The organism is Clostridium sp. UBA1056, assembly GCA_002316385.1.
Lineage (GTDB): Bacteria > Bacillota > Clostridia > Clostridiales > Clostridiaceae > Clostridium_J.
In genome coordinates, this window is sequence record DCDL01000065.1 from 34,446 (window position 1) to 60,327 (window position 25,882).

The following is a 25,882-nucleotide window of genomic DNA, read 5'->3' on the forward strand; positions in this document are numbered from 1 at the left end:
TTTTTATAGTTTAGAATCCTTCTCTGATATTCATTGATTTATGAACTTGTCTTATTGATATAAAATAGGCTATCAGCATGGAAATAATCATTAGTATTATATATAGACCTACTTCAAAATAGGGATAGGTATATAATTTAATAAGATCTACTTTAACATATTTATCATAAGCAAATTTACTTAAAGGAATACCAAAGCTTATTCCAATAAATAGTGAGGAGGACATGTAAACAATTAGTTCATTAAGAATAATGTTATTAATCTGTTTTTTCTTCATTCCAATAGCTTTATATATGGAGAATTGCTTAGATTTTGTAATGATATTTCCAACCATCATATTAATAGTTATTATAATACCGACAGAGAATAGCATAAAGGAAAAGAATAAAAAGAAATATTTTATAAATTCAGCATCTCTTTTAAGTTTTCTTTTATAATCTATATTATTATTAAACTCGGATATATTGCTTTTATCTAATTCCATTTGAAGAAAGTTTTCTAAATCTTCTTCATTAGCTTTATCTTTCAATTTTATACCTAGACATTTTGTTCCAGATTTGTTTAGAATTTTATCGTAAGTTTTATCAGATACAACAAAATAAACATCATCTTCAATATGTGCACTAGGTACATAAGGAAGGGAATTTACTATGGCTTTTACTTGGCCTATATACGTATTATGTTCTGGTGGAAAAGATTCTAAAAATACTTTATCACCAACTTTTAGGTTAACTAACTTCTCATGAGCTATACTGTTATTTATTGTGTCTATCCGTGAATCATTTATATATACAATAACACCGTCATCTAGATTTTCAGTATCAATCACTCCAGATTCTATATAATTTTTACTATCATTTAACAGCTCATAATCAAAAGATATAAGGTTTGATAATATTGTACCTACACCATCTTTAAATGGTATGTATTCGTAAGACGGGTGTTTCTTGTTTATAATAGATTCACTTACATTATAGAACATTGAAAGATTCTCTAAGGTGTTTACAGAATCTATCAATGAATTTTCAGATAAATAAGAAATATACTCCTCAGAAAAGTTATATTTACTGATCACTTCAAAATCAAAAGTATTAATTTTAGATTTCTCACCAAATTCATCTGTATATCCTAAAATAGAAGAAGTTATAGTTACTAAAATTAAACTTATTGAAAGGACTAAGACTATAAAAAAAGACTTTGATTTATTACTAAAGATATCAGTCAGTGCTAATCTCCATTTATAATTTAAAAATTTACATAGAACTTTTGGAACACAGCTATTAGAAGAAAGCAATTCAAAGGAATTAGGGTTGTTTATAGCATTTATCGGAGCTACAGATGAAGCTATAATGGCAGGGCGAAAAAGTGAGATTAAAATAGATGTTAGTCCATAGGCTATTGCTAATATTACGGAATGAGAAGTTAATATAACTGGAAAACTTAAAGAACTATATATCAAGAAATTATTAGAAAGAGCTAAAAAAATTTTGCTCATAAGAAAACCAATACCTAATCCAGTAGGTATTGAAATTATGCTATATATTAGTCCTTGTAAAATCACTAATTTAAATAACCTATTTCTTTTTAAGCCTATAGCTATTAATGTTCCATATAATTTTGTATTTTCCGCTACTGATAGTTTAAAGGTTGAGTAAATGAATATGATTACTACAATACCAACAATAAGTGATAGTGTATATAAAATTAAAGGTGTTTTATCAATATTAGTACTATATACTTCAGCAGCTTTTTTACTTGAAGTTATTAGAATATCCACTGAAACCATAAGAGCAATAGATATTATTATAGATATACAGGTTATAATGCTCCTACCCTTATTGAATAAAACATTATTTTTGGCTATTTTATTTAAACTATTCATATAAAACTCCATCTATCATATTAAGAATCCTGTGTGCATAACTTGCTATATATTTATCATGAGTAATCATTATAATAGTAACATTCATTTCTATGGATAATTCTTTTAAAAGCTGAACTACATCCATGGAACTTTTAGAATCTAAATTACCAGTTGGTTCATCGGCTAAAATTAATACTGGTTTGTTTACAAGAGCTCTTGCTATGGCAATTCTTTGCTGCTCTCCACCAGATAATTGTGAAGGATAATGATCTTCTCTGTTCTTTAGTCCTAGTCTTTTTATCAACATATCAATATAAATTTTGTCTTTTTTCTTATTTCTTATTTCATTAGGTAGAGAGATATTTTCTTTTGTTGTAAGAATGGGAATGAGGTTAAAAAATTGAAATATAAAGCCAATTTTATTTAATCTAAAATCAGATAAATCATTATCACTAAGTGTAGTAATATCTATATTATCTATAATGATTTTACCTGAGTCAGGGGAATCCATTCCTCCAAGTAAATTTAAGAATGTACTTTTTCCTGAACCACTAGGACCTAAAATAGCAATAAATTCACCAGTTTCAATTTCAATATCAAGATTCTTTAATATCTCTAATTTGTTTATATCAGCTTCACCATAAGATTTATAAAGATTATTAACTTTTATAATACTCATCTTTAAGTCCTCTCTTATACTTTAATCTTGGTATTAACTTTAAATTTAATAAGGTATATGTTTTTATTCCACTAAAAATTAATAAAGTTTCTATAATAAGATCATCGATTAAAATATTTTTAAATGTATATCCTAAAATTATAGATAATAAAATTTTTCCTGACATAGAAAGGAGTGGAATGAAAAAAGAAATAAAAAACTTATGGTATATTGGAGATAATATACAGATATAACCTAGTAGAAAACCTATTGGAACAAAGAAAATTAATTTGAATGATAAGTATGTAATTATAGCATGCAAAGAGACTTTGGTGTATAACATATATAGGTACTTGAAAGGAATAAAATTAATAATATAGTAAGAATTATGTTTAAATAATTCAATTGTATCTTTTTCAATAGGAAATGGCAAGAAATTCTCTGTATAGTAATAAAAAAGAAATAGAGATAAAATACAAATAACCACTATATGTGGTATCTCTTTGTTCTTTTTTAGATTTTTATATAGAACAAAAGTAAATATGATTATATAGGTCAAAATAATAGGAATATGAACTCTTCTTAACATAATAACAACTCCTTAAGATAAAATATAAACATAGCATATTATAAATTTATATGCTATGTTTATTAATATGTCGAAATTTACATTTAATAAATAGTTATATTTAGTATGAAGTAAAGACTCCAGTTCCATTTATATAGAAGTCATACGGTGAATGAGCCATGTATAAATAATATTTTCCACTTCCAACATTTCCCCAACTCACAGTAGATGTTCCGTTCTTCGGAAGAACGTTAGTGCTTATTTTTGTGTCACTAAATGCCCCATTTCTATACAATGTAACATTAAAGTTACCAGTACTTTGAGATGAACTCGTTCCAGTAAGTTTAATAGAGTTACCAGAGAATGATCTAGTTTGACCAGTTAGAGTTGAATTGAAATTCCAAGAAATAGAATAATTTTCTCCTCCTGCAGCATAGGCACTAATTGTTAAAAAAACGCTTAATACACCTGAAATCGCTAAAGATTTTAAAATTGTCTTTTTTTTCATTTTAACACCCCTTATTATGATATTACAAACAATATATATTTTGTAAAAGTTTGTATATATAGTATTATACTTGTATTTTATTAGAATTCAATATAAAAAAAAACTTATTTTTCTACATAGCTGTATAGAATGTATTATTATGGAGAAAAGTTTTTTTCTCAATATGTTACATAAAATTGACATATAAACTTTTTTTATGTAAGATTATAGAAAATGATTTGATACGTAAGGAGGTATATTGTAAAAAAGTTAAAAGGTTATTAGTAGATTTTAAAATCATTCTTTGAGTTTGGTTAAATTAGAAAAAGCACATAAGCTTTAAAATAATATTAAATAAAAGTGAGGGGTCAACATGGGAATTAGGATAGAGAAGGAAATTTTATTTATTTTAGTAGTACCTATTTGGATAGTTACAAGAGTAGTTAGTTGGAAGCTTAAAAAGAAAAACAAAGAATCTATAAATAGAGAAATAGGTTTAAATATATTTTTTATTTATATATTATGTCTACTAGGTGTTACATTATTTCCCTTAAACATACAGCTAGGAAGTGAGAATGGGTACTGGGTGTCTATTAATCTTGTACCAGTTATAGCAACTTTTAAAGAAGTATCAAACATAACTAATGATCCTAATATGCATAACTTTATGATAATGTTCTGGATAAAGAATATTATGGGAAATATACTGCTAATGTTTCCTTTAGGTTTAGTGTTACCTATGCTATGGAAAAAGTTACAGAAAGCCAGAAATACAGTAGTATTTGCACTTTGTTTATCATTTAGTATAGAATGCTTGCAGCTTTTTTCAAGCTTTATTGGAAATAGAGGAAGAGCTTTTGATATAGATGATATTTTACTTAATACAATAGGTGCTTGGTTAGGATTTATAATTTATGATAAGTGTATTAAAAAACACTTTGATAAGTATAAATTACGAAGTCTAAGTAAAGAAAATGGGAGCAATGCTATAAATCAATAAAAGAGCTTATGTCTTATATAGATAAAATATAAGACATAAGCTTTTTTATATTTACTAATATTACCTAGTGTAATCTAGGATTATAAGCAAGTTTTAATGTAGAAATTTTAATAAAATTTAAATATTAATAAATCATACTAATCTATTTGTTGAATTGTTACGATAAATAAAGAACTGGGTTTTTTATTATAAATGACAATATTCGTTGTATTCAGTTTAGATAGTTTCATTAATGTATACATTTACTACATTTTACATAGTGGATAACTAGGGCAATGATATATTAAAGTATGCAGAAAGAATATATAAGGAGTTGAAATTATGAAAATCGAGGATATAAAAGTTAAAAGTATCAAAACAAAGATGATATTATTACTTCTTCCTGTAGTTATAGCATCAATGCTCATATTAAGTTATATGTGTTATTCAAGTTCAAAAAAAATAATAAATAGTGAGCTTGAAATAAATATGAATGGTAAATTGAACGAAAAGTCACAGGAAATTGAGAAGAGTCTTGAAAGACATCAAAAAATATCAGAAAGTTTGGCTAAAGTGGTACAGAGCTCTTTATCATATTTAACTGAGGATAATTATGAAGAGTTATTAAAAAGTTTAATTGAGACAAATGATGAGACTTTTGGAGCTGGAGTTTGGTTTGAGCCGTTTAAGTATAATAAAGATATAGAGCTATTTGGACCTTATGCTTATAAGGTTAATGATAAAGCTATTTATTCAGATGAATATAGTAAGACTGATTATAAATTAAGTGATTGGTATAAAATAGGACAAGATATTAAGAAAAGTGTTGAGTGGTCAACACCTTATTATGACGATGTTGCAGAAGCTTTTATGGTGACATGTACATCTCCATTCTATGATGAAAGTAATAATTTTATTGGAGTTGCTACAGCTGATATAAATTTATCTACTTTACAAGATAACGTTAAAAATATAAAAATAGGTAATAAAGGAAGAGCATTTTTAATAGACAAAAATGGATTATATATCGCCAGTGAAGATGAATCCAAAATGATGAAAACTAATATAAAAGATGATGAAAATTCTACGCTGGCAGCTTTAGGTGAGAAAATTTTATCAGATAAAAATGGTCAGGGAATATTTAAGGATGACCATGGCGTTGAAAGGGTTTATTACAAGACTATACCTAATACTGAGTGGATTATTTCTGTATGTATCCCAGAGAAAGAAATTTATCAGGAAATTTATTCCCTTAGATATGAAATAGGTGTTGTAATGATAATTTCAATCTTAATAGTAGCTATAATTATATTACTATTTGCAAATTATATAGGAAAAAATATTAAAAAAGTTAATAGTTTTGCTATGAAGATGGCAGATGGTGACTTAACAGAACAATTAAAACTAAAAAGTAGTGATGAATTTGGTGAAATGAGTAACCACCTAAATAGGATGATAGAAAATATTCACTCTATCATAAAAGCTATAATGGAAAACTCTGAAAATATGAGTGCATCTTCTGAAGAACTTTCAGCAACTGTTGGAGAATTAGCAGCTAAAACTGAAAATATTAATGAAGCCATAAACGTCATAGCAGGTGGAATGCAAGAATCTAGTGCTAATACAGAGGAAATAAGTGCATCTATTGAGGAAGTGGATTCAAGTATAAATATACTATCTTCAAGGGCTATGGAAGGAAGCAACAATGCAAATGAAGCTAAAGAAAGAGCCAGCAAGGTACAATATAATAGTAAAGAGGTAAAGGAAATAACTAAAGAGTTATGTATTCAAAAGAAAGCTAATATGAAAAAAGTTATAGAAGAAAGTTCAGTAATAGATAGTATTAGGTTTATGGCAGATACTATATCCTCTATAGCAGCTAAAACTAATTTGCTAGCTCTAAATGCAGCTATTGAAGCTGCAAGAGCAGGAGAACAAGGACGTGGTTTTGCAGTGGTAGCAGATGAAGTAAGAAAGCTTGCAGAACAATCTTCTGGAGCTGTAGTAGAAATACAAAATACTATAGAATCAGTGAAACAAATATTTAATAGAAGTATAGAAACTGGTAACGATATATTAAAATTCATTGATACAGATATAAGGAAAAACTATGATAAATATGAGGAGACAGGTAAACAGTATTATAGTGATTCCGACTTTGTAAGTAATATGTCAGAAGAAATAGCTGCTATGTCACAAGAAATTACAGCAACAGTGGGGCAAGTAAACGAAGCAATTCAAAATATGGCTCAATCTTCACAAGAATCTAGTGAAAAGGCAGAAGTTATAAAAGAAAATATGGATGAAACTACAAAAGCAATAGAACAAGTGGCTGAAACGGCACAAAGTCAGGCTGAACTTGCACAACGACTAAATGAGATGGTACAGAAGTTTAAAATATAAATCTAAAAGTTTACCAACATAAAAGAAAAACTATGGGTATTAAATTAATAATACTCATAGTTTTTCTTTTGTCGAAGTATAATTTGTAACAATATTGACTTTAGAGTATTTTATTGGTAAAATTTATATATATTATACTAGGAGGTGCTATAAGATGATTATTACTACTTGCTAATTAATTTTTAATTAAAAATTAATGCAAAAGAAGTTTTGAATTACCTAATTCTTTAGGTTTATTTGTTGTGCTTCTTTCAAAGTTTTGCAAGTAGAGAATGTGAAATTTATAGTACTAAAATTAAAATCCTTGTTTTACACTTTAATTATTATAATAAACAGAGTTCTTTGTTTAAGAGGGAGTTTTTACTCCCGCTGAAGCCTAGAAATCGTTATCCAGGGCCGTAGCCGCTCTTTACTCTCACTTTGAAGAAGATGGGAGTATTAGAGCGGGTAGTCATCGGATGAACTTATTTAAGATTATATTTAGTAAGAGTATGAAGATTTCAATATTATTTAAGTAATATAAGTTGAAATAAGTAGAATAACTTTTATAGGATACTCTGAGTTTATTTAGTATATTTTTGTTGTGTAAAATTATTGTAGATATTTTTAGGCTGTAATAGAGCATTGCTTTATTATAGCCTTTTTAGTTTAGTTGAAGAAGTAAAACATCTAACCCTTTAAATTAGATAGGTAAAATTGAAAAAAATAAATAGGATAAGGGGTATGAGGGTATGAAAGGACAAGTAAATAATGAATTAAAGGAAATATTAAGTATATTTAATGAAGGTTATGTACAAAGAGATATCAATAAAATAGATAGTTTTATGGATAAATTATTTGATAAAAATGAAAGTGTAAATGTGATAGGTACTTGCGAGGGGGAGTGGTGTATAGGATATGATGAGGTTAAAGATATATTTTTAAGTGACTGGGAATATTGGGGAGATTTAAGAGTTAAAATAGATGAAGCGACTATAATAGAACTTGAAAATACAGCAGTAATATATACTCCAGGTATAGTTAAGTATTCTTTTAATAGTAGAAGCGAAACATATACACGTTACTTGGGATATGTTAAAGAGTATTTTGATGAAAATTCTTCTGATGGTAAAAAGTCTAATAAGGCTAAACTAACAGAAATAAATTGGAAGCTGTGTCACTTGTTAACTCAGAGAGATAGTATTCAAAGAGATTATCTATGGGATATACGTATTTCCTTTGTATTAATTAAAAAAGCAGATAAATGGATTATAAAGCATATGCAATTTTCTTTCCCTGTAGTGGGTTATTTACCAGAAGTAAGAATTGAAGATAGTCCTAATATAGATGAACTTAAGGAAAAACTAGAAAAACTAGAGGCATGTTCTGGTGAAAATAAGACTATAAAAAATGAAGTTATAAATCTTATTAAAAATTTTAATAGGGATTATTTAAGCAAGGATATAGAAGTAGATGATATAGTTCATAGATATTTTACTTCTCATAGCCCATTTGTTGCTAATACCAATAAAGAGATTTTCATTAGTAAAGAAGAAATTAAGAACTTAATAGAAAATCATAGAGCATATTATGATGAAATAAAGCTAGATAATGAAAATTGTATAGTTGATTTTAATGAAGATGTAGCTTGGATAATTATAAGAGGTACTATGAAAAAAGTAATTACTGAGGAAAATGCACTTAGAAATACTGTAGATATAATAAAAGATATATTTGAAAGGGATTTGGATGATAGAGAGAAACTCTTTAACATCAGAAGGAGAATTGCTGAAACTTTCAAGGAAAATGCTAGAGGTGAGGAATATATTTGGCCATTTAGATTGGAAGGTGTACTTATTAAAGAAAATAACAATTGGGTATTTAAATATCTTCAATTTGCATTTCCATTTGACTATATTCTTGAAGGAAAGACAGAAGCATCATCTTTAATAGAGAGAAATATTTAAACTTATTCAATTTACTCAAGATAAAAATTAAGAATTAAGTAGATAAAATAAGGGCCAGTAGGGAAGTAAAGTGGAACGTATTTGAAGGACGTTGTGAAAAAGACTATGCATCTAAAAGCTTATTTCTGTATTGTACGGGAATAAGCTTTTTTAAGTGAACCCTACATGGGTATAATCTAACGAGTGGAAGTTAAGAACGTGAGCTGATAGTGCCAAGTGCATAGTTTAAGCAAAGGGTGTTCACGGTGATGTGAAATTTTAATAAAGTTGGTGGCAAAACTCAGATTCGACGAGCAGAAACTACATATAAGGCATAGGTCTATGATGAAGGTCACTTATTTATATAATAAATTTATTTATTTACTGCAGATGATGTTATAATTGTAGTAGGATATGATTATTTAGGTGATAAAAATTTAAATATTTAAGGGGACATTATGAATTTAAATTATAATATAAAGAATAGTTCTTATGAAAATTCAATATTAATATCAATGATAATAGGATTATTATCGCAAGTGTTTTTTGAATCAGTAATGTCGAACTTTAGAATATCTTTGGCAATTATAATATTACCAATATGTTTCTATATATTAGAAAACATTAATATAATAAAAATTGGATTTTTATCTGCCATGTCTGTTTACTTTATAAGAGTTTGCACCTATTTTTTTAGTTTTAGGTTAGAACTAGAGGCTTTAAGTAATGGAATGAAAATTTTTTTCCCAGAGATATTTTTTTATCTTACATATTTCGCAATTTTTAAATTATTTACAAGTAAGGTGTATGATAAGAGAATAAATAAAATATTTATAATATGTCTAGGTGCCGATTTTTTAGGGAACTTTATAGAAATATTATTTAGACATTTCATAAATGCAGAAAAAATTAATATAGAATTAATATTAGGATTAATTTTAATTGCACTATTAAGGTCCTTAATTATATGGATTTGTCTTAATATTACAGCAAAATATAAAATATTTATATTAAGGAAAGAACATGATAATAGATATAAAAGGCTATTATATACTACATCCAAGTTAAAAACTGAGATATATTGGATGGAAAAAAGCATGAAAAGTACTGAGAAATTAATGGGTGATGCATATAATTTATACACTAATATAAGTACTAATATAGATAGTGACACATGGGCAGAAGAATCCTTAGATATAGCGAAGAATATTCATGAAATAAAGAAAGATAATCTCTTAGCATTAAGAGGACTTGAAGAGGTATTAGAGAATACTAAAGAAGATAAAGGACTTTATTTAAGCGAAATATATGATATATTACAAAACTCTTTAAAAGTACAAATAAATAGAGACAATAAAAAGGTTAAGATATTTTTAAAATACAAAAAGGATATTTATACAAGAAATCACTATTGTATTATGTCAATTTTAAGAAATTTAATAATGAATTCTATTGATGCAATTAAAGATAAGGGGAATATTTATGTGTATCAATATGAACACCGGATAAAAGATATTCCATACTATATATTTACTGTTGAAGATGATGGGATAGGTATAAAAGAAAGTGAAATAAAATATATATTTTCACCGGGTTTTTCTACTAAGATAAATTATAAAACAGGTAATATAAATAGGGGACTAGGTTTAAGTATAATTAGAGAATTAACATATAAGAGTTTAAGTGGTTTTATTGAAGTGGAATCAAAGGAGAAGCAAGGAACTAAATTTAATATATACATACCTCAAAAGGAGTTGGAGAATTTTAATGATGGATATAATAATTGTAGAGGATGATATTAATATTGGTATAATTCTAAAGCTAATTATAGAAGATAGACAATTAGGCAAAGTTGTTGAAATTTGTACAAACCCCATGGAAGGTGAAAAACAAATATTAAAAATAAACCCAGAAATAGTTTTAGTTGATTTATTAATGCCTTTAAGAGATGGAATAACCGTAGTAAACCATTGCAAAAAGAATTTTGTTAAATCAAAGTTTATTATGATTTCTCAAGTTGCCACTAAAGATATTATAGGGAAAGCTTATGAAAATGGTGTGGAATTTTATATTAATAAGCCTATAAATGCTATTGAAGTAGAAAATGTTATAAAAAAAGTTAGTGATAAAATTAAGGTTGAACAAAAGTTAAGTAAAATAGAGGAAGTATTTAACATTAATAACTTGGAGTCTTATGAGGATGTAGATACTAAAAATAAAATAAAAAATAGTGAAGAAAATATTAATTACGTGATGAAAAGAATAGGTATTATAGGTGAAGTGGGATGTAAGGATATTAAAAATATATTGTTGTATTCAATAAAAGAAGATATAAATTTAGAAGAATTTACATTAAAAGAATTGTTAACTATGTTTAATAAAAATTATAAATCTATAGAGCAAAGAATTAGAAGAACAGCGTTAATTGGAATGAAAAGTTTAGCTAACTTAGGAATAGAAGATTATATGAATGAAACATTTTTAGAATACTCTACTAGCTTATATAATTTTGAAGAGATAAAGAGACAGATGGATTTTATTAGAGGTAAGAGAAATGAGGGCGGGAAGGTAAATGTAAAAAAATTCTTAGAAGGATTAATAATATATTGTGATAAAGAAAAATAATTAAATTTAATTAATTATTTATAAAAAGTTAATTCAAGGAATGAAGAAGTAAAGAGATTATTATATCCAGCTTATAGATTCTAAAGTATTAGATTAAATAGAAATCAGATAAGGAGCAACAAAGTAAATATTATTTTTCGAAACTTTCTGAAACTTTTAAAAACAACGGGTTTAAACTAGAATTAGAAAATTCTAAAAATTATGAAGATGGTTTTGAAAGGACGTGTTATTTTGTTAAATGTTATTACTGGTATTGGATTATTATTAGTAACTCTAGTATTTTTTTCATTTTTTAGTATGAAAGCTCCTAAAGGTAGTAAAGCTATGTCTGGCTTAGCTAATGCAGCAGTAGCAACATTTTTAGTAGAAGCAATTCATAAGTATATAAACGGAGATTTCTTAGGTCTTAGATTTTTGAGTGAAGTTGGAACAATATCTGGAACAATGGGAGGAGTTGCAGCGGCAATTTTAGTTCCTATTTCAATGGGAGTTAATCCAGTTTATGCAGTGGTGGGAGGAGTAGCATTAGGTGGATATGGTATACTTCCTGGTTTTTTTGCAGGATATATAATAGGGTTAGTAGCACCAATATTAGAAAAAAAGTTGCCAGAAGGGTTAGATATAGTTATAGGAGCAATATTAATAGCACCATTTGCTAGATTTTTGGCTATGATGATAAATCCAGTTGTTGATGCTACATTACTTAATATAGGTAATATGATATCAGTAGCATCAGTACAATCTCCCATTGTAATGGGATTCTTACTTGGTGGAATAATGAAAATGATTTGTACATCTCCCCTGAGTTCTATGGCAATAACAGCTATGTTAGGATTACAAGGCCTAGCAATGGGGATAGCATCAATAGCATGTGTAGGAGGATCTTTCACTAATGGAATAATATTCAAAAAATTAAAACTTGGAAATGCAAGTAATGTGATAGCTGTTATGTTAGAACCATTGACACAAGCAGACATAATAACTAAAAATCCTGTTCCTATTTATTGTTCTAACTTTTTTGGTGGAGGCTTAGCAGGTATAGGAGCAGCTTACTTTGGAATAATAAATAATGCACCTGGAACAGCATCACCAATTCCAGGATTGTTAGCTCCTTTTGCCTTCAATAATCCTATAAATGTTATATTAGCACTTATATGTTCAGCAATAGGAGGGATATCAGCAGGATATATAGGATCAAAAATATTTGGAGCGCTTGAAAAAAAGAAAGAAAAGAAACTTGATGAGGAAGCTATGGAACAAGCATCATAAGGATATATATAAATACATATTGTGGTTCTAAAACTACACATTCTCATATGAAGTTGGGGTGTGTAGTTTTTTATTATAAGGTATTCATAAATATTTTAACTTCGTCTGAGCTTATATGGACTTAAACTAAATTTTACTAGTATTTCGTATAAAATAAGTGAGATTTTAAATTTAAAGAGAGAGTTTTATATAAATAATATAAAACTCAGTTAAAGGGAACAAATATAGTTGGGTGATATATATGTATAAATTCATAAGCAAGAAACACTTTATAAAAATTAGTTCTATAATAATCCTAGTTATTTATTTAGTTTTTTTATACATTGACTTTGTGTCTAAATATTTAAGAAATATATATTCAGTAGGATTAAAATACTCAACCATAGTATTTTGCTTTATTATATCATTGTTAATAGGTTCTAATGGGTACGGTAAAGAGGATACACGGTTAGTTCAGCTTGCACGGTTCTTTAATTTAATTGCAGATTATTTTCTTGTAATTTCTTGTGATTTCAGCGTAGGAATTTTTTTCTTTGCCTTAGTTCAAATAACTTACATAATAAGGCATAGCATAATGGAAGATAAAAAGTATAAAAATCTTATATTTTTTATAATAGCATTGACGATAGCTTTAATAGCGCTAGTAAATATAAACATCGCATCTATAGAAAAAGAGCTGATTATTTTAGTAATTATATACGCAGCTCTATTAACTACTAGCCTTTACTGCGCAGTAAGTACCATAAGTAGGGGTAAGTATTCTAAAAAAAGCTCATGGATAATTGCCTTGGGAATGTTTTTATTTTTTATGTGCGATTTAAATGTGGGACTTTACAATATATTGAGAGAGAGTGATATGAAATTTTTTCTAGGATATTTAATATGGCTATTTTATCTTCCATCTCAACTTTTGCTCACTTTAAGTGGTTTTAATATTGACTATCTAGAAAAGATTTTTTAAGATAAAAAGTAGCATCTTTTAAAGAGTTAAAGATAACATTATGAGCAAGATAGTTCTAAAAGCTCTCTAAAGGATATAAGTTTTGCTAAAGTCTCTACATTAAATTTGCTTAAAATTCTAGATTACACTAAGGTGTATTAATGGATTTTATTTATTGGAACTTATATAGGAAAGTTGTTAATAATTTATTTTCTTATATAGATATAACTATTCATATACCTAAGAGTTAAGCATAAAAAGTAAACCCTAAGAAATAATAAATTTATTAAAAGCTATTAAGGAGGAAAAGATGACACAAAAGGTAATAAAAAAATCAGTAACATTTATTGAAGCGATCGCAATAGTAGTTGGAATGATAATAGGTTCTGGAATATTTCTAAAACCAGGTATTATATTTAATGATGCAGGCTCACCTATAATGGGTATACTGGCTTGGATAGCTGGAGGTATTATAACTTTAGCTTCTGCACTTACAATTGCAGAGGTAGCCTCAGCTATACCGAAAACTGGTGGACTATATGTTTACCTCGAAGAATTATATGGAGAAGTATGGGGATTTTTATTAGGATGGGTACAAACAGTAATATCCTACCCAGCATCAGCAGCAGCCTTAGCAATAGCTTTTTCTACTTATACTACATTTTTTATTCCAATGAGTGATTTTCAACAGAAGCTTCTAGCTATAGGAATATTACTATTTGTAATAATCATGAATATAATTGGTACTAAGTATGGGGGAGTAATTCAAACTATTTCGACAGTAGGTAAGCTTATTCCCATAGTTGCTATCATCGTATTTGGCTTAGCGAGTGGTAAAGCTCATGATTTTCGTTCTATTACTGTTATGACTGAAGGCGCAGGCTTTGGAGCTGCAATTTTAGGTACCTTATGGGCCTATGATGGTTGGATAGGTATTACCAACATAGCAGGTGAACTAAAAAATCCTGTAAAGGAAATGCCTAGAGCAATTATTTTTGGGGTTACATCAGTTATATTTGTCTATGCGCTAATAAATATAGCTATGGTTAATGTATTGCCTATTGAAAGTATAGTTGCATCAAGAACACCAGCCTCAGATGTGGCAGTTGCACTCTTTGGGAATGATGGAGCTGCATTTATAACCATAGGAATTATAGTATCTGTATTTGGAGCTATGAATGGATATCTATTAACAGGTGCCAGAGTACCATTAGCTATGGGAGAAAGAAAACAATTGCCTTATTCAAGTCAATTAGGGAAAATACACGAAAGCTTTGGTACTCCTGCCAATGCATTAATACTTGAAGGTGTATTAGCCATTATATATATTTTCTCAGGCAGCTTTAATACATTAACGAATTTGTTAGTATTTGTTTTATGGATATTCTTTGTTATGGGTGTGTTCAGTATATTTATACTTAGAAAGAGAGTACCTGCTGAGAAAAGATCATATAAAGTTCCACTATATCCATTGGTTCCAATAGTGGGAATATTAGGAGGGCTTTATATACTATATAGCACAATCATGTCTACACCTTTAAATTCTATAATAGGAATTGGAATAACTCTTGCTGGTCTGCCAGTATTTTATTACTTAAAAAGAAAACATTAATTATGGTGTCAGTATATGATCTCATAGTTAATTAATAAAATATGAAACTTATAGGAGTCTACTTATTCAAATCTATGACTACTATTCACATGAATATATATACAATATTTTAAAATGTTATATAGGAAAAATTTTAAAATGGCAAATTGTTATATAGGTAAAATTTTAAAAAGGCGCATAGGGAAAATTTTAAAATGTTAACTTTTTTAAATTTTGAATAGTTATATTACTTATGATATGCTTAGAGATCTAACTGGTTGGATAGTACAATTATGGCTATGCGATTTACTATAATTAATAGATGAATTAGTAAAATTGATTTGTATATATGAGAAGGGAATTTTATTAACTTGATAGATAGAGAATTAATTATATAAGTTTCGTTTATACTAAACTTATATAATTAGCTTTAAGAATGTCTTTTTAAAAAAATATATTATATCCTGAATATCCTATATTATGTGAACAGGATATTCAGGGTATAGTTGTCCTTTTTCTAAGCCATGAGAGTAATAGCCCATGGAATACCATAGGAAATAATACACATGATAACTGTAGCAATAATTAATCCAAAGAATATTGCCCAAAATGCTTTTTTTAATTTAATACCAAGAAGGGATGCTATAAGAGCACCTGTCCATGCGCCTGTTCCTGGTAATGGGATTCCAACAAAGAGCATTAATCCCCAAAATTCATATTTTTTTATTTGATCACTCTTACTTATAGATTTCTTTTCAAGTTTTTCAACAATTGGACGGAATAGTTTTGTTTTTTTCATCCAACTAAAAATTGGTGTAATAAAAAGCAGTATAAATGGAATTGGAATTATATTTCCTACAAAACAATATCCTATAGCACGAAACATATCTATACCTAATACAGAAGCTGCAATTAATCCGCCTCTAAGTTCTAAAATAGGAACCATAGATATAATAAGTACAACAATCTCTTTTGGCATAAAACCTGATAAGTTACTTGTAAACCAATTTACTAATGACTCTACCATATAGTTACTCCTTATAATTTATATTTTATACTTTTTTATACTTTTACATTATAACTCTGAAATAGTGATAATAATAGAGTTATTGACAGTTTATTATAGGTTACTATATGGAAAAGCATAATGCAAGAAAAATGCAAGGAAAAAGTTCTTGAATAGTAAGGTTTATTTGTTATAATTAAGTAGTAATAGATAATAGAATATTTCCGGTAGGTAAGGTTACCACAGGGATACGGGTTGCTGCCGCGGAGTAGTGGAGACACTATGAGAAGGTTAGCAGGTTATATCGAAACCAAGGTATAACTTAATGCAATTTCATCGCCCTGTGAAGCTAAAGCTCAAACGGTGGTGCAATTATATTTTTAAATATAATTATATATTTATGTGGATTTTTTCCCTTGCCATTGTTTATGCTTTGGCAAGGGTTTTTCTATTATATTTGAAATTATATGGATAACGAGAAATTATGGAGGTGAGGAAATGGAAGCAGGTAGTAGTAGTGGCACAAAATCTGATGAACTAGGTAGTAAGAAGAATGTGATAGCTTCTATGCCTATCCATTTTTCGAATCCTAGTGTTGATAAAATGACTTATAAATATTAAAAAGTTTGTTAACAATTAAATATATTAAATTTTGTATATGTATGTCAGATTTTGTGTCTTATTTTCAAAGTACTATTTTAAATGTAGGATAGGAGGATAAGACCAATGAGAAGAAAGAGAATTAGCAGAAATGCAGAAAAAAGAATTAATGACGAAAAAATCAGAGTAGATGCAATTAATAAAAGATTATTAGATGCATCTAAAAAATATAAATCTACAGTATTAAAGAATATGGATTCTTCATTCCAAGGACTGAATGAAAATCAGATTGAGATAATGAGAGAAAAGTATGGGAAAAATGAGATTACTCATGAGAAGAAAGATTCTTTAGCTAAGAGATTGATAGAATCATTTATTAACCCATTTACTATTGTATTATTTATAATAGCAGTAGTTTCAATCTTTACTGATATTATTATTGCAAAACCAGGAGAAAAGAATTTTACAACAGTTATAATTATTTTAACTATGGTTACAATTAGTGGACTTCTTCGATTTATACAAGAAATACGTTCTAATAATTCAGCAGAAAAATTAAGTGCTATGGTTAAAACTACAACTTCTGTGGAAAGATATGAATACGGGAAAATAGAAATACCTCTAGCAGATGTTGTATGTGGAGATATTGTATATTTAGCTGCTGGAGATATGATACCAGCTGATGTGAGAGTTGTGCAGGCAAAAGACTTATTTATTAGTGAATCTGCACTTACAGGAGAAAGTGAAGCTATTGAAAAAGTAGCTGAGGCAGAAAAAAATATTATATATAAATCACCAATGGAATGTCCTAATTTAGCCTTTATGGGAAGTAATGTTATTAGTGGGTCAGCAGTATGTATAGTTGTAGCAACAGGGGATAATACCATATTTGGGTCTATGGCAAAGACAATTGTAGATACAGAGGCAGTATCTAGTTTTGAAAAAGGTGTAAACTCAGTATCATGGCTACTAATACGCTTTATGATGATAATGGCACCTTTTGTACTATTTATCAATGGATTTACAAAGGGAGATTGGATGGAGGCTCTACTATTTGCTCTATCCATAGCAGTTGGATTAACACCTGAAATGTTACCTATGATTGTAACCACAAGCTTAGCAAAGGGCGCCGCTGAGATGGCAAAGAAAAAGACTGTAATAAAGAAATTGAATTCAATTCAAAACTTTGGTGCTATGGATATTCTTTGTACTGATAAAACTGGAACATTAACACAAGATAAGGTTGTTCTAGAATATCATATGGATATACACGGAAATGAAGATGAAAGAGTTCTACGACATGCCTTTATGAATAGCTATTATCAAACAGGACTAAAAAATCTAATGGATTTAGCTGTTATTAATTATGTTGAAGTTACAGGGAATAGAGAATTATATACCACATATGAAAAAGTAGATGAAATACCTTTTGATTTTAACCGTCGTAGAATGAGCGTTGTTTTAAAAGACGAAGTAGGGAAGACTCAGCTTATTACTAAAGGTGCTGTAGAAGAAATGTTAAACATTAGTACCTATGCAGAATATAAAGGTAAAGTAACAAAATTAACAGAGGAAATCAAACAAGAAATTTTAGCGACAGTAGATAAATTAAATGATAAGGGTATGCGTGTTATAGCAGTAGCACAGAAGACAAATCCATCCGTGGAAGGATTATTTTCTATTAAAGATGAATCTGATATGGTACTAATGGGGTATTTAGCATTTTTAGATCCTCCAAAGGAAACCACAGAAGCTGCAATTAGAGCTTTGAAAGAACATGGTGTAGGAGTAAAAGTTCTAACAGGTGACAATGATAGAGTTACTAGATGTATTTGTAATCAAGTAGGCCTAGAGGTAGATAACATTCTTTTAGGTGGAGAAATAGACGAAATGAATGATTCTGTATTGGCTAGTAAATTAGAGAAAACAAGCGTATTTGCAAAACTTACACCTCAGCAAAAAGTAAGAATTGTACGTGTGTTAAGAGAAAACGGTCATGTTGTTGGTTTTATGGGAGATGGAATTAATGATGCTGCAGCTATGAAGGAAGCGGATGTAGGGATTTCAGTTGATACTGCAGTAGATATTGCAAAAGAATCTGCAGATATTATTCTATTAGAAAAAGATTTGAATGTATTAGAAAATGGAGTAGTAGAAGGTAGAAGAACCTTTGGAAATATGATTAAGTATATTAAAATGACAGCTAGTTCTAACTTTGGAAACATGTTTTCTGTATTAGTAGCAAGTGCATTTTTACCTTTCCTTCCAATGCTTCCAATACAATTAATTGTTTTGAATTTAATTTATGATATTTCATGTATATCTATTCCATGGGATAACATGGATGAAGAATTTTTAAAGAACCCTAGGAAGTGGGATGCTTCTTCTATAGGTAGTTTTATGATTTGGATTGGTCCCGTAAGCTCTATAATTGACATTGCCACCTATATAATTATGTACTTTATTATTTCACCAATAGTATGTGGTGGTAGTTATTATACTCCAGGTGTAGACCAAACTTTATTTATGGCAGTATTTAATGCAGGATGGTTTATAGAATCATTATGGTCTCAAACTTTAGTAATCCATATGATCAGAACGCCTAAAATACCATTTATTCAAAGTAGAGCATCATTTTATGTTTTGATTACTACAACCTTATCTATTATAGTTGGCACAATTATTCCATATACACCATTAGGAATTAAACTTGGTATGTATCCAATGCCAGCGATTTATTTTGGATGGTTAGTTGCTATAATTGCTTGCTATATGGTTTTGGTAACTATATTAAAGAAAGTCTATGTTAAAAAATATGGAGAATTACTTTAAAAATAGTGGGGTGAATAGCCATGAATAAAAAAGCTGTAGTAATAACAATTAATGATAAAGTATGTAAATGGGTATGTCAAAAAATACAAGAAGAAAAGAAATCAGTAAAAGCTCTAAATGATTTAGAAGAGGGATTTCAAGGATTAAAAGATAGGGAATATGATTCATTAATAATCAACATTAATAATATAGATAATGGGTTAGACGAGATTCAAGATAAAACACAGCAGGATAATATTGTAGTCTGTGAAAAGCTATATATAAATGGAGATTTAAGAAGTGTATATTATGGTGGAGAATTAATACAACTTACACCTAAAGAGTTTGATATATTGTATCTCCTTGCAAAGAATAGAGGGAAAATATATTCTAAGGAGCATATATATAATCAGGTTTGGAAAGATAATTATTCTTTTGATGATAGTAATATCATGGCTCATATAGGAAAATTAAGAAAGAAAATAGAACCTAATCCAGCAAAGCCAATATTCATAATAACTGTTTGGGGTGTAGGATATAAATTTAATTCTAGTTTAGTATAGAAAAATATTTGCAACAAGTAATTCTGGAAATAGTCATATAATAATGAGTTTAAACTCATTATTATATGACTATTTTCTTTCTATATATGAGCTCTATTAAATAAAATTCATTAATGCTCTCTAGTATTAATGTAGGATCTCAAGTAAATTAAAGGGAGCTTTAGGAAAATGTAATATAATGTAATGCTATGATAATTGCTTCACACGGTTTTCAGAAAATGAATAAAAAGTTATTTTGTACTTCATAAATAAAAAAATGTTAATATGAAAAATTGAAAAGCTTTAAATTGAAAATATGATAAAAATCCCCAAGATTCCATTGAATTGTATAATTATTTTATATATAATTAGAAACTAAATACTACTAAATGTAAACAAAGTATAAATAAAAATTTTTATATTTATACAGTAGAAAGTATTTTTATTAATATAATATAGGAGGGATAGGTTATGCAGGGAGAAAGTAACAGAGGACAATGGGCTTCTAATATAGGGTTTATATTAGCAGCAGCAGGCTCAGCAGTAGGTTTGGGTAATATATGGAAATTTCCTTATCTAGCTGGAGCAAATGGGGGAGGAGCTTTTGTTGTTATTTACTTAGCTATGGTTGTAATAATCGGATTTGTAATCATGTTAGGTGAGATGGCTATAGGACGTAATACTCACTTAAGTGCAGTGGGAGCATATAAGAAGTTAAGTGAGAAGTGGGCTTTTATAGGATTTATTGGAGTAATTGTAGGTTTTTGTATTCTTTCGTTTTATAGTGTAATAGGTGGATGGGTACTTAATTATATATATAAGTATTTAACAGGTGGTATAGTAGGGGCAGAAGCAGGGGCTTATTTTAGTGGATTTATATCAGGTACTACAGGGCCAATAGTATGGCACTTATTATTTATGATTCTTACTTGCGTTATAGTATTAAAAGGAATAGCTGGGGGTATTGAAAAAGCAAGTAAGTTTATGATGCCAGCACTATTTATATTATTAATTGTAGTTGCTCTTAGGTCAGTAACTTTAGATGGAGCTATGGAAGGAATAAAATTCTTCTTAAAGCCTGACTTTTCAAAGGTTACAATTGAAACAGTTATGGCAGCTTTAGGTCAGGCATTTTTCTCTTTAAGCTTAGGAATGGGGGCTATTATCACTTATGGTAGTTATCTTGGAAAGACAGAAAATTTAGAAAAGAATGCAATAATTATACCAGCCATAGATACAGCTGTAGCTATTCTTGCTGGATTTGCGGTTTTACCAGCAGTATTTGCCTTTGGTTTTGAGCCTGGAGTTGGACCAAGCTTAATGTTTATCACATTACCTTCAGTATTTGATGCAATGCCTTTTGGTCAGTTTTTCGGTATTCTATTTTTCATATTAATCTTATTTGCAGCACTAACATCAGCAATAGCACTACTTGAAGTTGTAGTATCTTTTATAATCGATAATTTTAAAATAGGAAGAAAGAAAGCTACTATAATAATATCTATTATCATATTTATTATAGGAATACCATGCTCTCTAGCTAATGGACCAGTAATGGGGGATTTTCTAATATTTGGACAAAATTTCTTTGATTTTATGAGCTTCTTAGCTGAAAGTGTACTTATGCCATTAGGAGGACTTCTAATGTGCATATTCATAGGATATGTATGGGGTGTTGATAACATTTCAAATGAAATTAGCTGTAATGGAAAGTACAGATTTAGAAGTAAACCTTTCTTTGTAATAATGATAAAATATGTTGCACCAGTTTTAATATTTATTATATGGCTAAATGCAATAGGTATATTGCCAGCTATAATGAAGATTTTTGGAATAACATTATAATAACTTCAATAGTATTACAATTCTAATGGAGTACTACCAAACTGTAACCTAGTATTGCAGTTTGGCAGTACTCCTTTATTTCATATACTATTTAAATAGATAAATAGTTAGTATAAATGTTAAGGGTAGTGGAGATATATGTTATTATATTGTTGTGAAATAAATGAGGAATTTAATTGGATTTAGATAAAGTGAAAGATTTTTGTGAAGCTCATAGTAGCTTTACGGGAAAAGACAAGGATTGTCTTAGATTTTATAATGAGTTAAGGATAGGAGAGGGTTACCAATGGATATAAAGGAAGAAAAAAAACAACTTCGTAATGAGGTTATGAAACGTATTGGGGAATTATCAAAGGAATATACGTTAGAAGCCGATAAAAAAATCTATGAAAAGATCATAAATTTAAAAGAATATAAAGAAGCTAACACTATCTTCTGCTTTGTAAATAGAGAAAATGAAATTAATACAAGAGATATCATAGAGAATGCCTTGAAATGTGGAAAAAGAGTTGGCGTTCCAAAGTGTATAGTAAAAGGTATCATGGAAGTATATGAAATTAAAGGATATTCTTCATTGAATAATGGAAAGTATGGTATTTTAGAGCCTAAGGTAGGATGTCCCTTAATTAAACCAGAGGAAATTGATTTTGCTATAATACCTTGTGTTTCCTGTAATAGAGAAGGATATCGTCTAGGATATGGTGGTGGTTTTTATGACCGCTATCTTGCAAATGCCAACTTTTCTACAGTAGTTATATGTAGAGAAAAAATCCTTTGTGATTATATTCCTCATGATGACCATGATATAAAGATAGACAGAGTAATTACAGATAAATAAGGCATCTGAAAATAAATAATAAGTCAAAGATGGGAAGTATATTTTGAGTTANNAGATAGTAGCACTATCTAAGGGTTCTGCTAAGCTAAGATATTTATAATCTTTAAGTTTTACTAGCATAAATAATTTTTACTCATATAATAATTATGAATAATATTTTTGAGGAGAAAATTATGGAGAAGGGCTTTATAAAGGTAGAACTTCTTACTGCTAGAGAGGCAGTACCTGTCTCAGGAGGAAATATATTTGTTTTAAAAAGTACTTCAGTAGATTTTGATAAGGGTCAAATATTAACTACTGATTCTAGTGGAGTAACAAAAATATTAGAGGTAGACACTCCAGATATTCAATTATCAGAGGATATGAATTCTAAGCGAATACCTTATGCAGTCTATGATTTATATGTTAGAGCTCCAGGATATAAGGATGCAGTAGTGGAAGGAGTTCAAGTTTTCCCTAAGGAAGTATCAATACAACAAATAGAGATGATACCAACATCTAAGGAAAGAGAATTTTTAGAAGAGCTAGAGCATAATTATATTCCACCACATCAATTAGTAGAGAAAATGCCACGGGATAAAGTAGAGAATCCGACTTTTCAAAGCAAAGTAACAATAAAGCCGTATATTCCAGAATATATAATAGTACATTTAGGTGCACCATCCTCCTATGCAGAAAATGTTACTGTTAGATTTCCAGAATATATAAAAAATGTAGCATCTAGTGAAATATACCCTACTTGGCCAGAAACTGCTATAAGAGCTAATATATATTGTCAAATTTCTTTTGCTCTTAATAGAATATGTACAGAATGGTATAGAAATAAGGGATACAATTTCCAGATCACTAACTCTATAGCTTATGATCAATGCTTTGTCAAAGGAAGAAATATTTTCCAGAACATAAGTAGAATAGTGGATGATATATTTAACGAATATATTACTAAAGTGGGTGATACGGAACCGATGTTAGCCAAATATTGTAATGATGCAACAGTGACTTGTAAGGACTTATCACAATGGGGCACTGTAGAACTTGCTAATAATGGTCATGGAACTATGGAGATTCTTAAGAATTATTATGGTGAGAATATTGAATTAGCAAAAACTAATGATATAAGAGGGATAGAGGAATCTTATGGTGGAACTCCTCTAAAACTAGGCAGTACTGGAGAAGATGTAGAAACAATTAAAAGAAAGCTCAATAGAATTTCTGACAATTATCCTGCAATTCCTAAAATAGAGCTTGTGAATGGAGAATTTTGTGCGCAGATAGAAGCAGCAGTAAAGGTATTTCAAAGAATATTTGACTTATATACCGATGGAATAGTTGGAAAATCAACTTGGTATAAAGTATCAGGGATTTATGCGGGAGTTAAAAAACTAGAAGATTTAAAATTAGAAGGTGAAAAGCTAGTAGGAACAGGAGCATATCCAGGATATTTATTAAAGCAAGGTACCACAGGAGATGCTGTCTCTGAAATGCAATATTACTTAAATGTTATATCTCAATATTATAAAGAAATACATCCTATTAGTGGAGATTGTATTTTGGGAGTAGATACTTTAGATGCAGTAATACAGTTTCAAAAGAAGTTTGGATTAGATGTGGATGGAATTGTTGGAAGACAAACTTGGGATAAGATATACTCTGTATATAAAGATATAATTAATGGAAGCAATAAATCAGAAAGTGAAGGTTCTCAATATCCAGGATATTCATTAGAAGAAGGGGCAAGAGGAAATAATGTAACTAAATTACAGACATACTTAAGTACTATAGCAGACAAAGATACAGCTATTAAAAAAATAAATGTAGATGGAATCTTTGGAAAAGCAACAAAACAAGCAGTTATAGATTTTCAAAAGCATTTTGGATTGTCTCCTGATGATATAGTAGGACCAATAACATGGGATAAGATTGTACAGATTTATGAAGAACTTTTAACACAAGTAATATAATATGATAGAGACTTTGAAGCTTATTTTATGGGTGCTAATTCTATAGGATAAGCTTTTATTTCTTATATTAAGGAGCTTTCGCAAAATATATTACTAATTTTATATAAAATATTGAGGATGCGCTTTAATAATATAAGTACTCCTCCAGTATTTATTTCGATTGGTTTATCTTACTAAAGACTCTGTTAATTAATAAGTTTTTTCTAGAATCAAAATATTCTAGAAAGTTTTTCAAAAACTTTTCTAGGATACTTTGTAAGAATATGATAGATTTAGAATAGGTTTATCCTAAATGAATGAAAGAGGTGTTTACTTATGATAGATATTTTAATTGTTGAGGATGAGATGCATATTTCGAAGATGATAGAAGCAACCCTTTCCATAGGCGGTTATAGAGGACATATATGTGGCAATGGAAAAGAGGCTGTTCAGAGGGTTTTAGAAGAAAAATTTGATTTAATACTACTAGATGTAATGCTTCCAGATATGGATGGATTTCAGGTTATAGAAGAAATTAGATGTAGAGAAGTTCCAGTAATTTTTCTAACTGCAATGCAAGAGGTGTCAGATAAAGTAAAAGGGCTAAAGCTAGGCGCTGAAGATTATATTGTTAAACCATTTGAAGCAGTAGAACTTTTAGCAAGGATAGAAGTTGTATTACGAAGAACGCATAGGAATAATAATATATTAAATTATAAATATATTACGATAGATATTGATAAACATATAGTTAAAAAGAGTGGGGAAATTATAAATTTAACTCCAAAGGAATTTGAAATTTTAGTTTTTTTTATACAGCATGTAGATATTGCTATAACAAGGGAGCGATTACTTGCTGCGGTGTGGGGATATGAATTTATCGGAGAATCTAGAACTATAGATATACATGTACAACATGTCAGAAAAAAAATGGATTTAAATGATAAATTAATTACTATACCAAAGCTTGGATATAGATTGGAGAGCTGAT

General features: G+C 28.8%; 19 protein-coding genes and 1 riboswitch. Of the genes, 15 read left to right on the forward strand and 4 right to left on the reverse strand.

The window, feature by feature from the left end; genetic code table 11:
- Positions 1-10: 10 nt before the first annotated feature.
- From B3W71_RS18750 to B3W71_RS18760, 3 genes are all read right to left on the reverse strand, one after another.
- Entirely contained in the window at positions 11-1,882 is a 1,872-nt protein-coding gene (locus tag B3W71_RS18750) for an ABC transporter permease (RefSeq protein ID WP_346890459.1), read from the reverse strand.
- Positions 1,875-2,543, reverse strand: coding sequence for an ABC transporter ATP-binding protein (locus B3W71_RS18755; protein ID WP_346890460.1), 669 nt, complete (start codon positions 2,541-2,543; stop codon positions 1,875-1,877). Before B3W71_RS18755 ends, B3W71_RS18750 begins: the two co-directional genes overlap by 8 nt.
- A 668-nt stretch (positions 2,544-3,211) precedes the next feature.
- Positions 3,212-3,598, reverse strand: a complete 387-nt coding sequence (locus B3W71_RS18760) for a hypothetical protein (protein WP_346890461.1) — start codon at positions 3,596-3,598, stop codon at positions 3,212-3,214.
- 352 nt (positions 3,599-3,950) lie between these two features.
- Between B3W71_RS18760 and B3W71_RS18765 the strand changes: the two genes are divergently transcribed.
- The 8 genes from B3W71_RS18765 (at position 3,951) to B3W71_RS18800 (ending at position 15,330) form a co-directional block, all read left to right on the forward strand.
- Positions 3,951-4,577, forward strand: coding sequence for a VanZ family protein (locus B3W71_RS18765; RefSeq protein WP_346890462.1), 627 nt, complete (start codon positions 3,951-3,953; stop codon positions 4,575-4,577).
- Positions 4,578-4,898: 321 nt separating this feature from the next.
- Positions 4,899-6,959, forward strand: a complete 2,061-nt coding sequence (locus tag B3W71_RS18770; RefSeq protein ID WP_346890463.1) for a methyl-accepting chemotaxis protein — start codon at positions 4,899-4,901, stop codon at positions 6,957-6,959.
- A gap of 731 nt (positions 6,960-7,690) precedes the next feature.
- Positions 7,691-8,905, forward strand: a complete 1,215-nt coding sequence (locus B3W71_RS18775) for a hypothetical protein (protein WP_346890464.1) — start codon at positions 7,691-7,693, stop codon at positions 8,903-8,905.
- Positions 8,906-9,342: 437 nt separating this feature from the next.
- Positions 9,343-10,680 carry an ATP-binding protein gene (locus B3W71_RS18780; protein WP_346890465.1) on the forward strand — a complete coding sequence of 446 codons (1,338 nt, stop codon included), beginning with the start codon at positions 9,343-9,345 and terminating at the stop codon, positions 10,678-10,680.
- The gene (locus B3W71_RS18785) at positions 10,652-11,509 is read left to right on the forward strand and encodes a response regulator (RefSeq protein ID WP_346890466.1); all 858 of its coding nucleotides are present in this window, start codon (positions 10,652-10,654) and stop codon (positions 11,507-11,509) included. The genes B3W71_RS18780 and B3W71_RS18785 overlap by 29 nt, the downstream gene beginning before the upstream one ends.
- Positions 11,510-11,740: 231 nt before the next feature.
- Positions 11,741-12,778 (forward strand): PTS sugar transporter subunit IIC, encoded by a 1,038-nt coding sequence (locus B3W71_RS18790; protein WP_346890467.1) that lies wholly within the window; start codon positions 11,741-11,743, stop codon positions 12,776-12,778.
- A gap of 241 nt (positions 12,779-13,019) precedes the next feature.
- On the forward strand, positions 13,020-13,739 hold the full coding sequence (locus tag B3W71_RS18795) for a lysoplasmalogenase family protein (protein WP_346890468.1): 720 nt from the start codon (positions 13,020-13,022) through the stop codon (positions 13,737-13,739).
- 289 nt (positions 13,740-14,028) lie between these two features.
- On the forward strand, positions 14,029-15,330 hold the full coding sequence (locus B3W71_RS18800; RefSeq protein ID WP_346890469.1) for an APC family permease: 1,302 nt from the start codon (positions 14,029-14,031) through the stop codon (positions 15,328-15,330).
- A 496-nt stretch (positions 15,331-15,826) separates the two neighbouring features.
- Here B3W71_RS18800 and B3W71_RS18805 read toward each other — a convergent pair whose 3' ends face one another.
- Complete coding sequence (locus B3W71_RS18805; RefSeq protein WP_346890470.1) at positions 15,827-16,336, reverse strand: small multi-drug export protein; 510 nt, start codon at positions 16,334-16,336, stop codon at positions 15,827-15,829.
- 195 nt (positions 16,337-16,531) lie between these two features.
- Positions 16,532-16,692: riboswitch (M-box (ykoK) riboswitch) on the forward strand.
- 121 nt (positions 16,693-16,813) lie between these two features.
- Here B3W71_RS18805 and B3W71_RS18810 point away from each other — a divergent pair.
- From B3W71_RS18810 to B3W71_RS18840, 7 genes are all read left to right on the forward strand, one after another.
- Positions 16,814-16,936: a hypothetical protein gene (locus tag B3W71_RS18810; protein WP_346890471.1), complete on the forward strand. Its 123-nt coding sequence runs from the start codon at positions 16,814-16,816 to the stop codon at positions 16,934-16,936.
- A 105-nt stretch (positions 16,937-17,041) separates the two neighbouring features.
- On the forward strand, positions 17,042-19,747 hold the full coding sequence (mgtA, locus tag B3W71_RS18815) for a magnesium-translocating P-type ATPase (protein ID WP_346890472.1): 2,706 nt from the start codon (positions 17,042-17,044) through the stop codon (positions 19,745-19,747).
- Positions 19,748-19,767: 20 nt separating this feature from the next.
- A complete protein-coding gene (locus tag B3W71_RS18820) occupies positions 19,768-20,289 on the forward strand; it encodes a winged helix-turn-helix domain-containing protein (RefSeq protein ID WP_346890473.1) in 522 nt (173 codons plus the stop codon).
- 450 nt (positions 20,290-20,739) lie between these two features.
- Complete coding sequence (locus tag B3W71_RS18825) at positions 20,740-22,113, forward strand: sodium-dependent transporter (RefSeq protein WP_346890474.1); 1,374 nt, start codon at positions 20,740-20,742, stop codon at positions 22,111-22,113.
- Between the two features lie 286 nt (positions 22,114-22,399).
- Complete coding sequence (locus B3W71_RS18830; protein ID WP_346890475.1) at positions 22,400-22,951, forward strand: 5-formyltetrahydrofolate cyclo-ligase; 552 nt, start codon at positions 22,400-22,402, stop codon at positions 22,949-22,951.
- A gap of 173 nt (positions 22,952-23,124) precedes the next feature.
- The gene (locus B3W71_RS18835; protein ID WP_346890476.1) at positions 23,125-24,912 is read left to right on the forward strand and encodes a peptidoglycan-binding domain-containing protein; all 1,788 of its coding nucleotides are present in this window, start codon (positions 23,125-23,127) and stop codon (positions 24,910-24,912) included.
- Positions 24,913-25,227: 315 nt separating this feature from the next.
- Positions 25,228-25,881, forward strand: coding sequence for a response regulator transcription factor (locus B3W71_RS18840; protein WP_346890477.1), 654 nt, complete (start codon positions 25,228-25,230; stop codon positions 25,879-25,881).
- The last annotated feature ends 1 nt before the right edge of the window (position 25,882 follow it).

Excerpts from the sequence above, each read along its gene's own strand:
- B3W71_RS18750 (WP_346890459.1), bottom strand. The coding sequence starts at position 1,882 with ATGAATAGTTTAAATAAAATAGCCAAAAATAATGTTTTATTCAATAAG.
- B3W71_RS18755 (WP_346890460.1), bottom strand. The coding sequence starts at position 2,543 with ATGAGTATTATAAAAGTTAATAATCTTTATAAATCTTATGGTGAAGCT.
- B3W71_RS18760 (WP_346890461.1), bottom strand. The coding sequence starts at position 3,598 with ATGAAAAAAAAGACAATTTTAAAATCTTTAGCGATTTCAGGTGTATTA.
- B3W71_RS18765 (WP_346890462.1), top strand. The coding sequence starts at position 3,951 with ATGGGAATTAGGATAGAGAAGGAAATTTTATTTATTTTAGTAGTACCT.
- B3W71_RS18770 (WP_346890463.1), top strand. The coding sequence starts at position 4,899 with ATGAAAATCGAGGATATAAAAGTTAAAAGTATCAAAACAAAGATGATA.
- B3W71_RS18775 (WP_346890464.1), top strand. The coding sequence starts at position 7,691 with ATGAAAGGACAAGTAAATAATGAATTAAAGGAAATATTAAGTATATTT.
- B3W71_RS18780 (WP_346890465.1), top strand. The coding sequence starts at position 9,343 with ATGAATTTAAATTATAATATAAAGAATAGTTCTTATGAAAATTCAATA.
- B3W71_RS18785 (WP_346890466.1), top strand. The coding sequence starts at position 10,652 with ATGATGGATATAATAATTGTAGAGGATGATATTAATATTGGTATAATT.
- B3W71_RS18795 (WP_346890468.1), top strand. The coding sequence starts at position 13,020 with ATGTATAAATTCATAAGCAAGAAACACTTTATAAAAATTAGTTCTATA.
- B3W71_RS18800 (WP_346890469.1), top strand. The coding sequence starts at position 14,029 with ATGACACAAAAGGTAATAAAAAAATCAGTAACATTTATTGAAGCGATC.
- B3W71_RS18805 (WP_346890470.1), bottom strand. The coding sequence starts at position 16,336 with ATGGTAGAGTCATTAGTAAATTGGTTTACAAGTAACTTATCAGGTTTT.
- B3W71_RS18810 (WP_346890471.1), top strand. The coding sequence starts at position 16,814 with ATGGAAGCAGGTAGTAGTAGTGGCACAAAATCTGATGAACTAGGTAGT.
- mgtA (WP_346890472.1), top strand. The coding sequence starts at position 17,042 with ATGAGAAGAAAGAGAATTAGCAGAAATGCAGAAAAAAGAATTAATGAC.
- B3W71_RS18820 (WP_346890473.1), top strand. The coding sequence starts at position 19,768 with ATGAATAAAAAAGCTGTAGTAATAACAATTAATGATAAAGTATGTAAA.
- B3W71_RS18825 (WP_346890474.1), top strand. The coding sequence starts at position 20,740 with ATGCAGGGAGAAAGTAACAGAGGACAATGGGCTTCTAATATAGGGTTT.
- B3W71_RS18830 (WP_346890475.1), top strand. The coding sequence starts at position 22,400 with ATGGATATAAAGGAAGAAAAAAAACAACTTCGTAATGAGGTTATGAAA.
- B3W71_RS18835 (WP_346890476.1), top strand. The coding sequence starts at position 23,125 with ATGGAGAAGGGCTTTATAAAGGTAGAACTTCTTACTGCTAGAGAGGCA.
- B3W71_RS18840 (WP_346890477.1), top strand. The coding sequence starts at position 25,228 with ATGATAGATATTTTAATTGTTGAGGATGAGATGCATATTTCGAAGATG.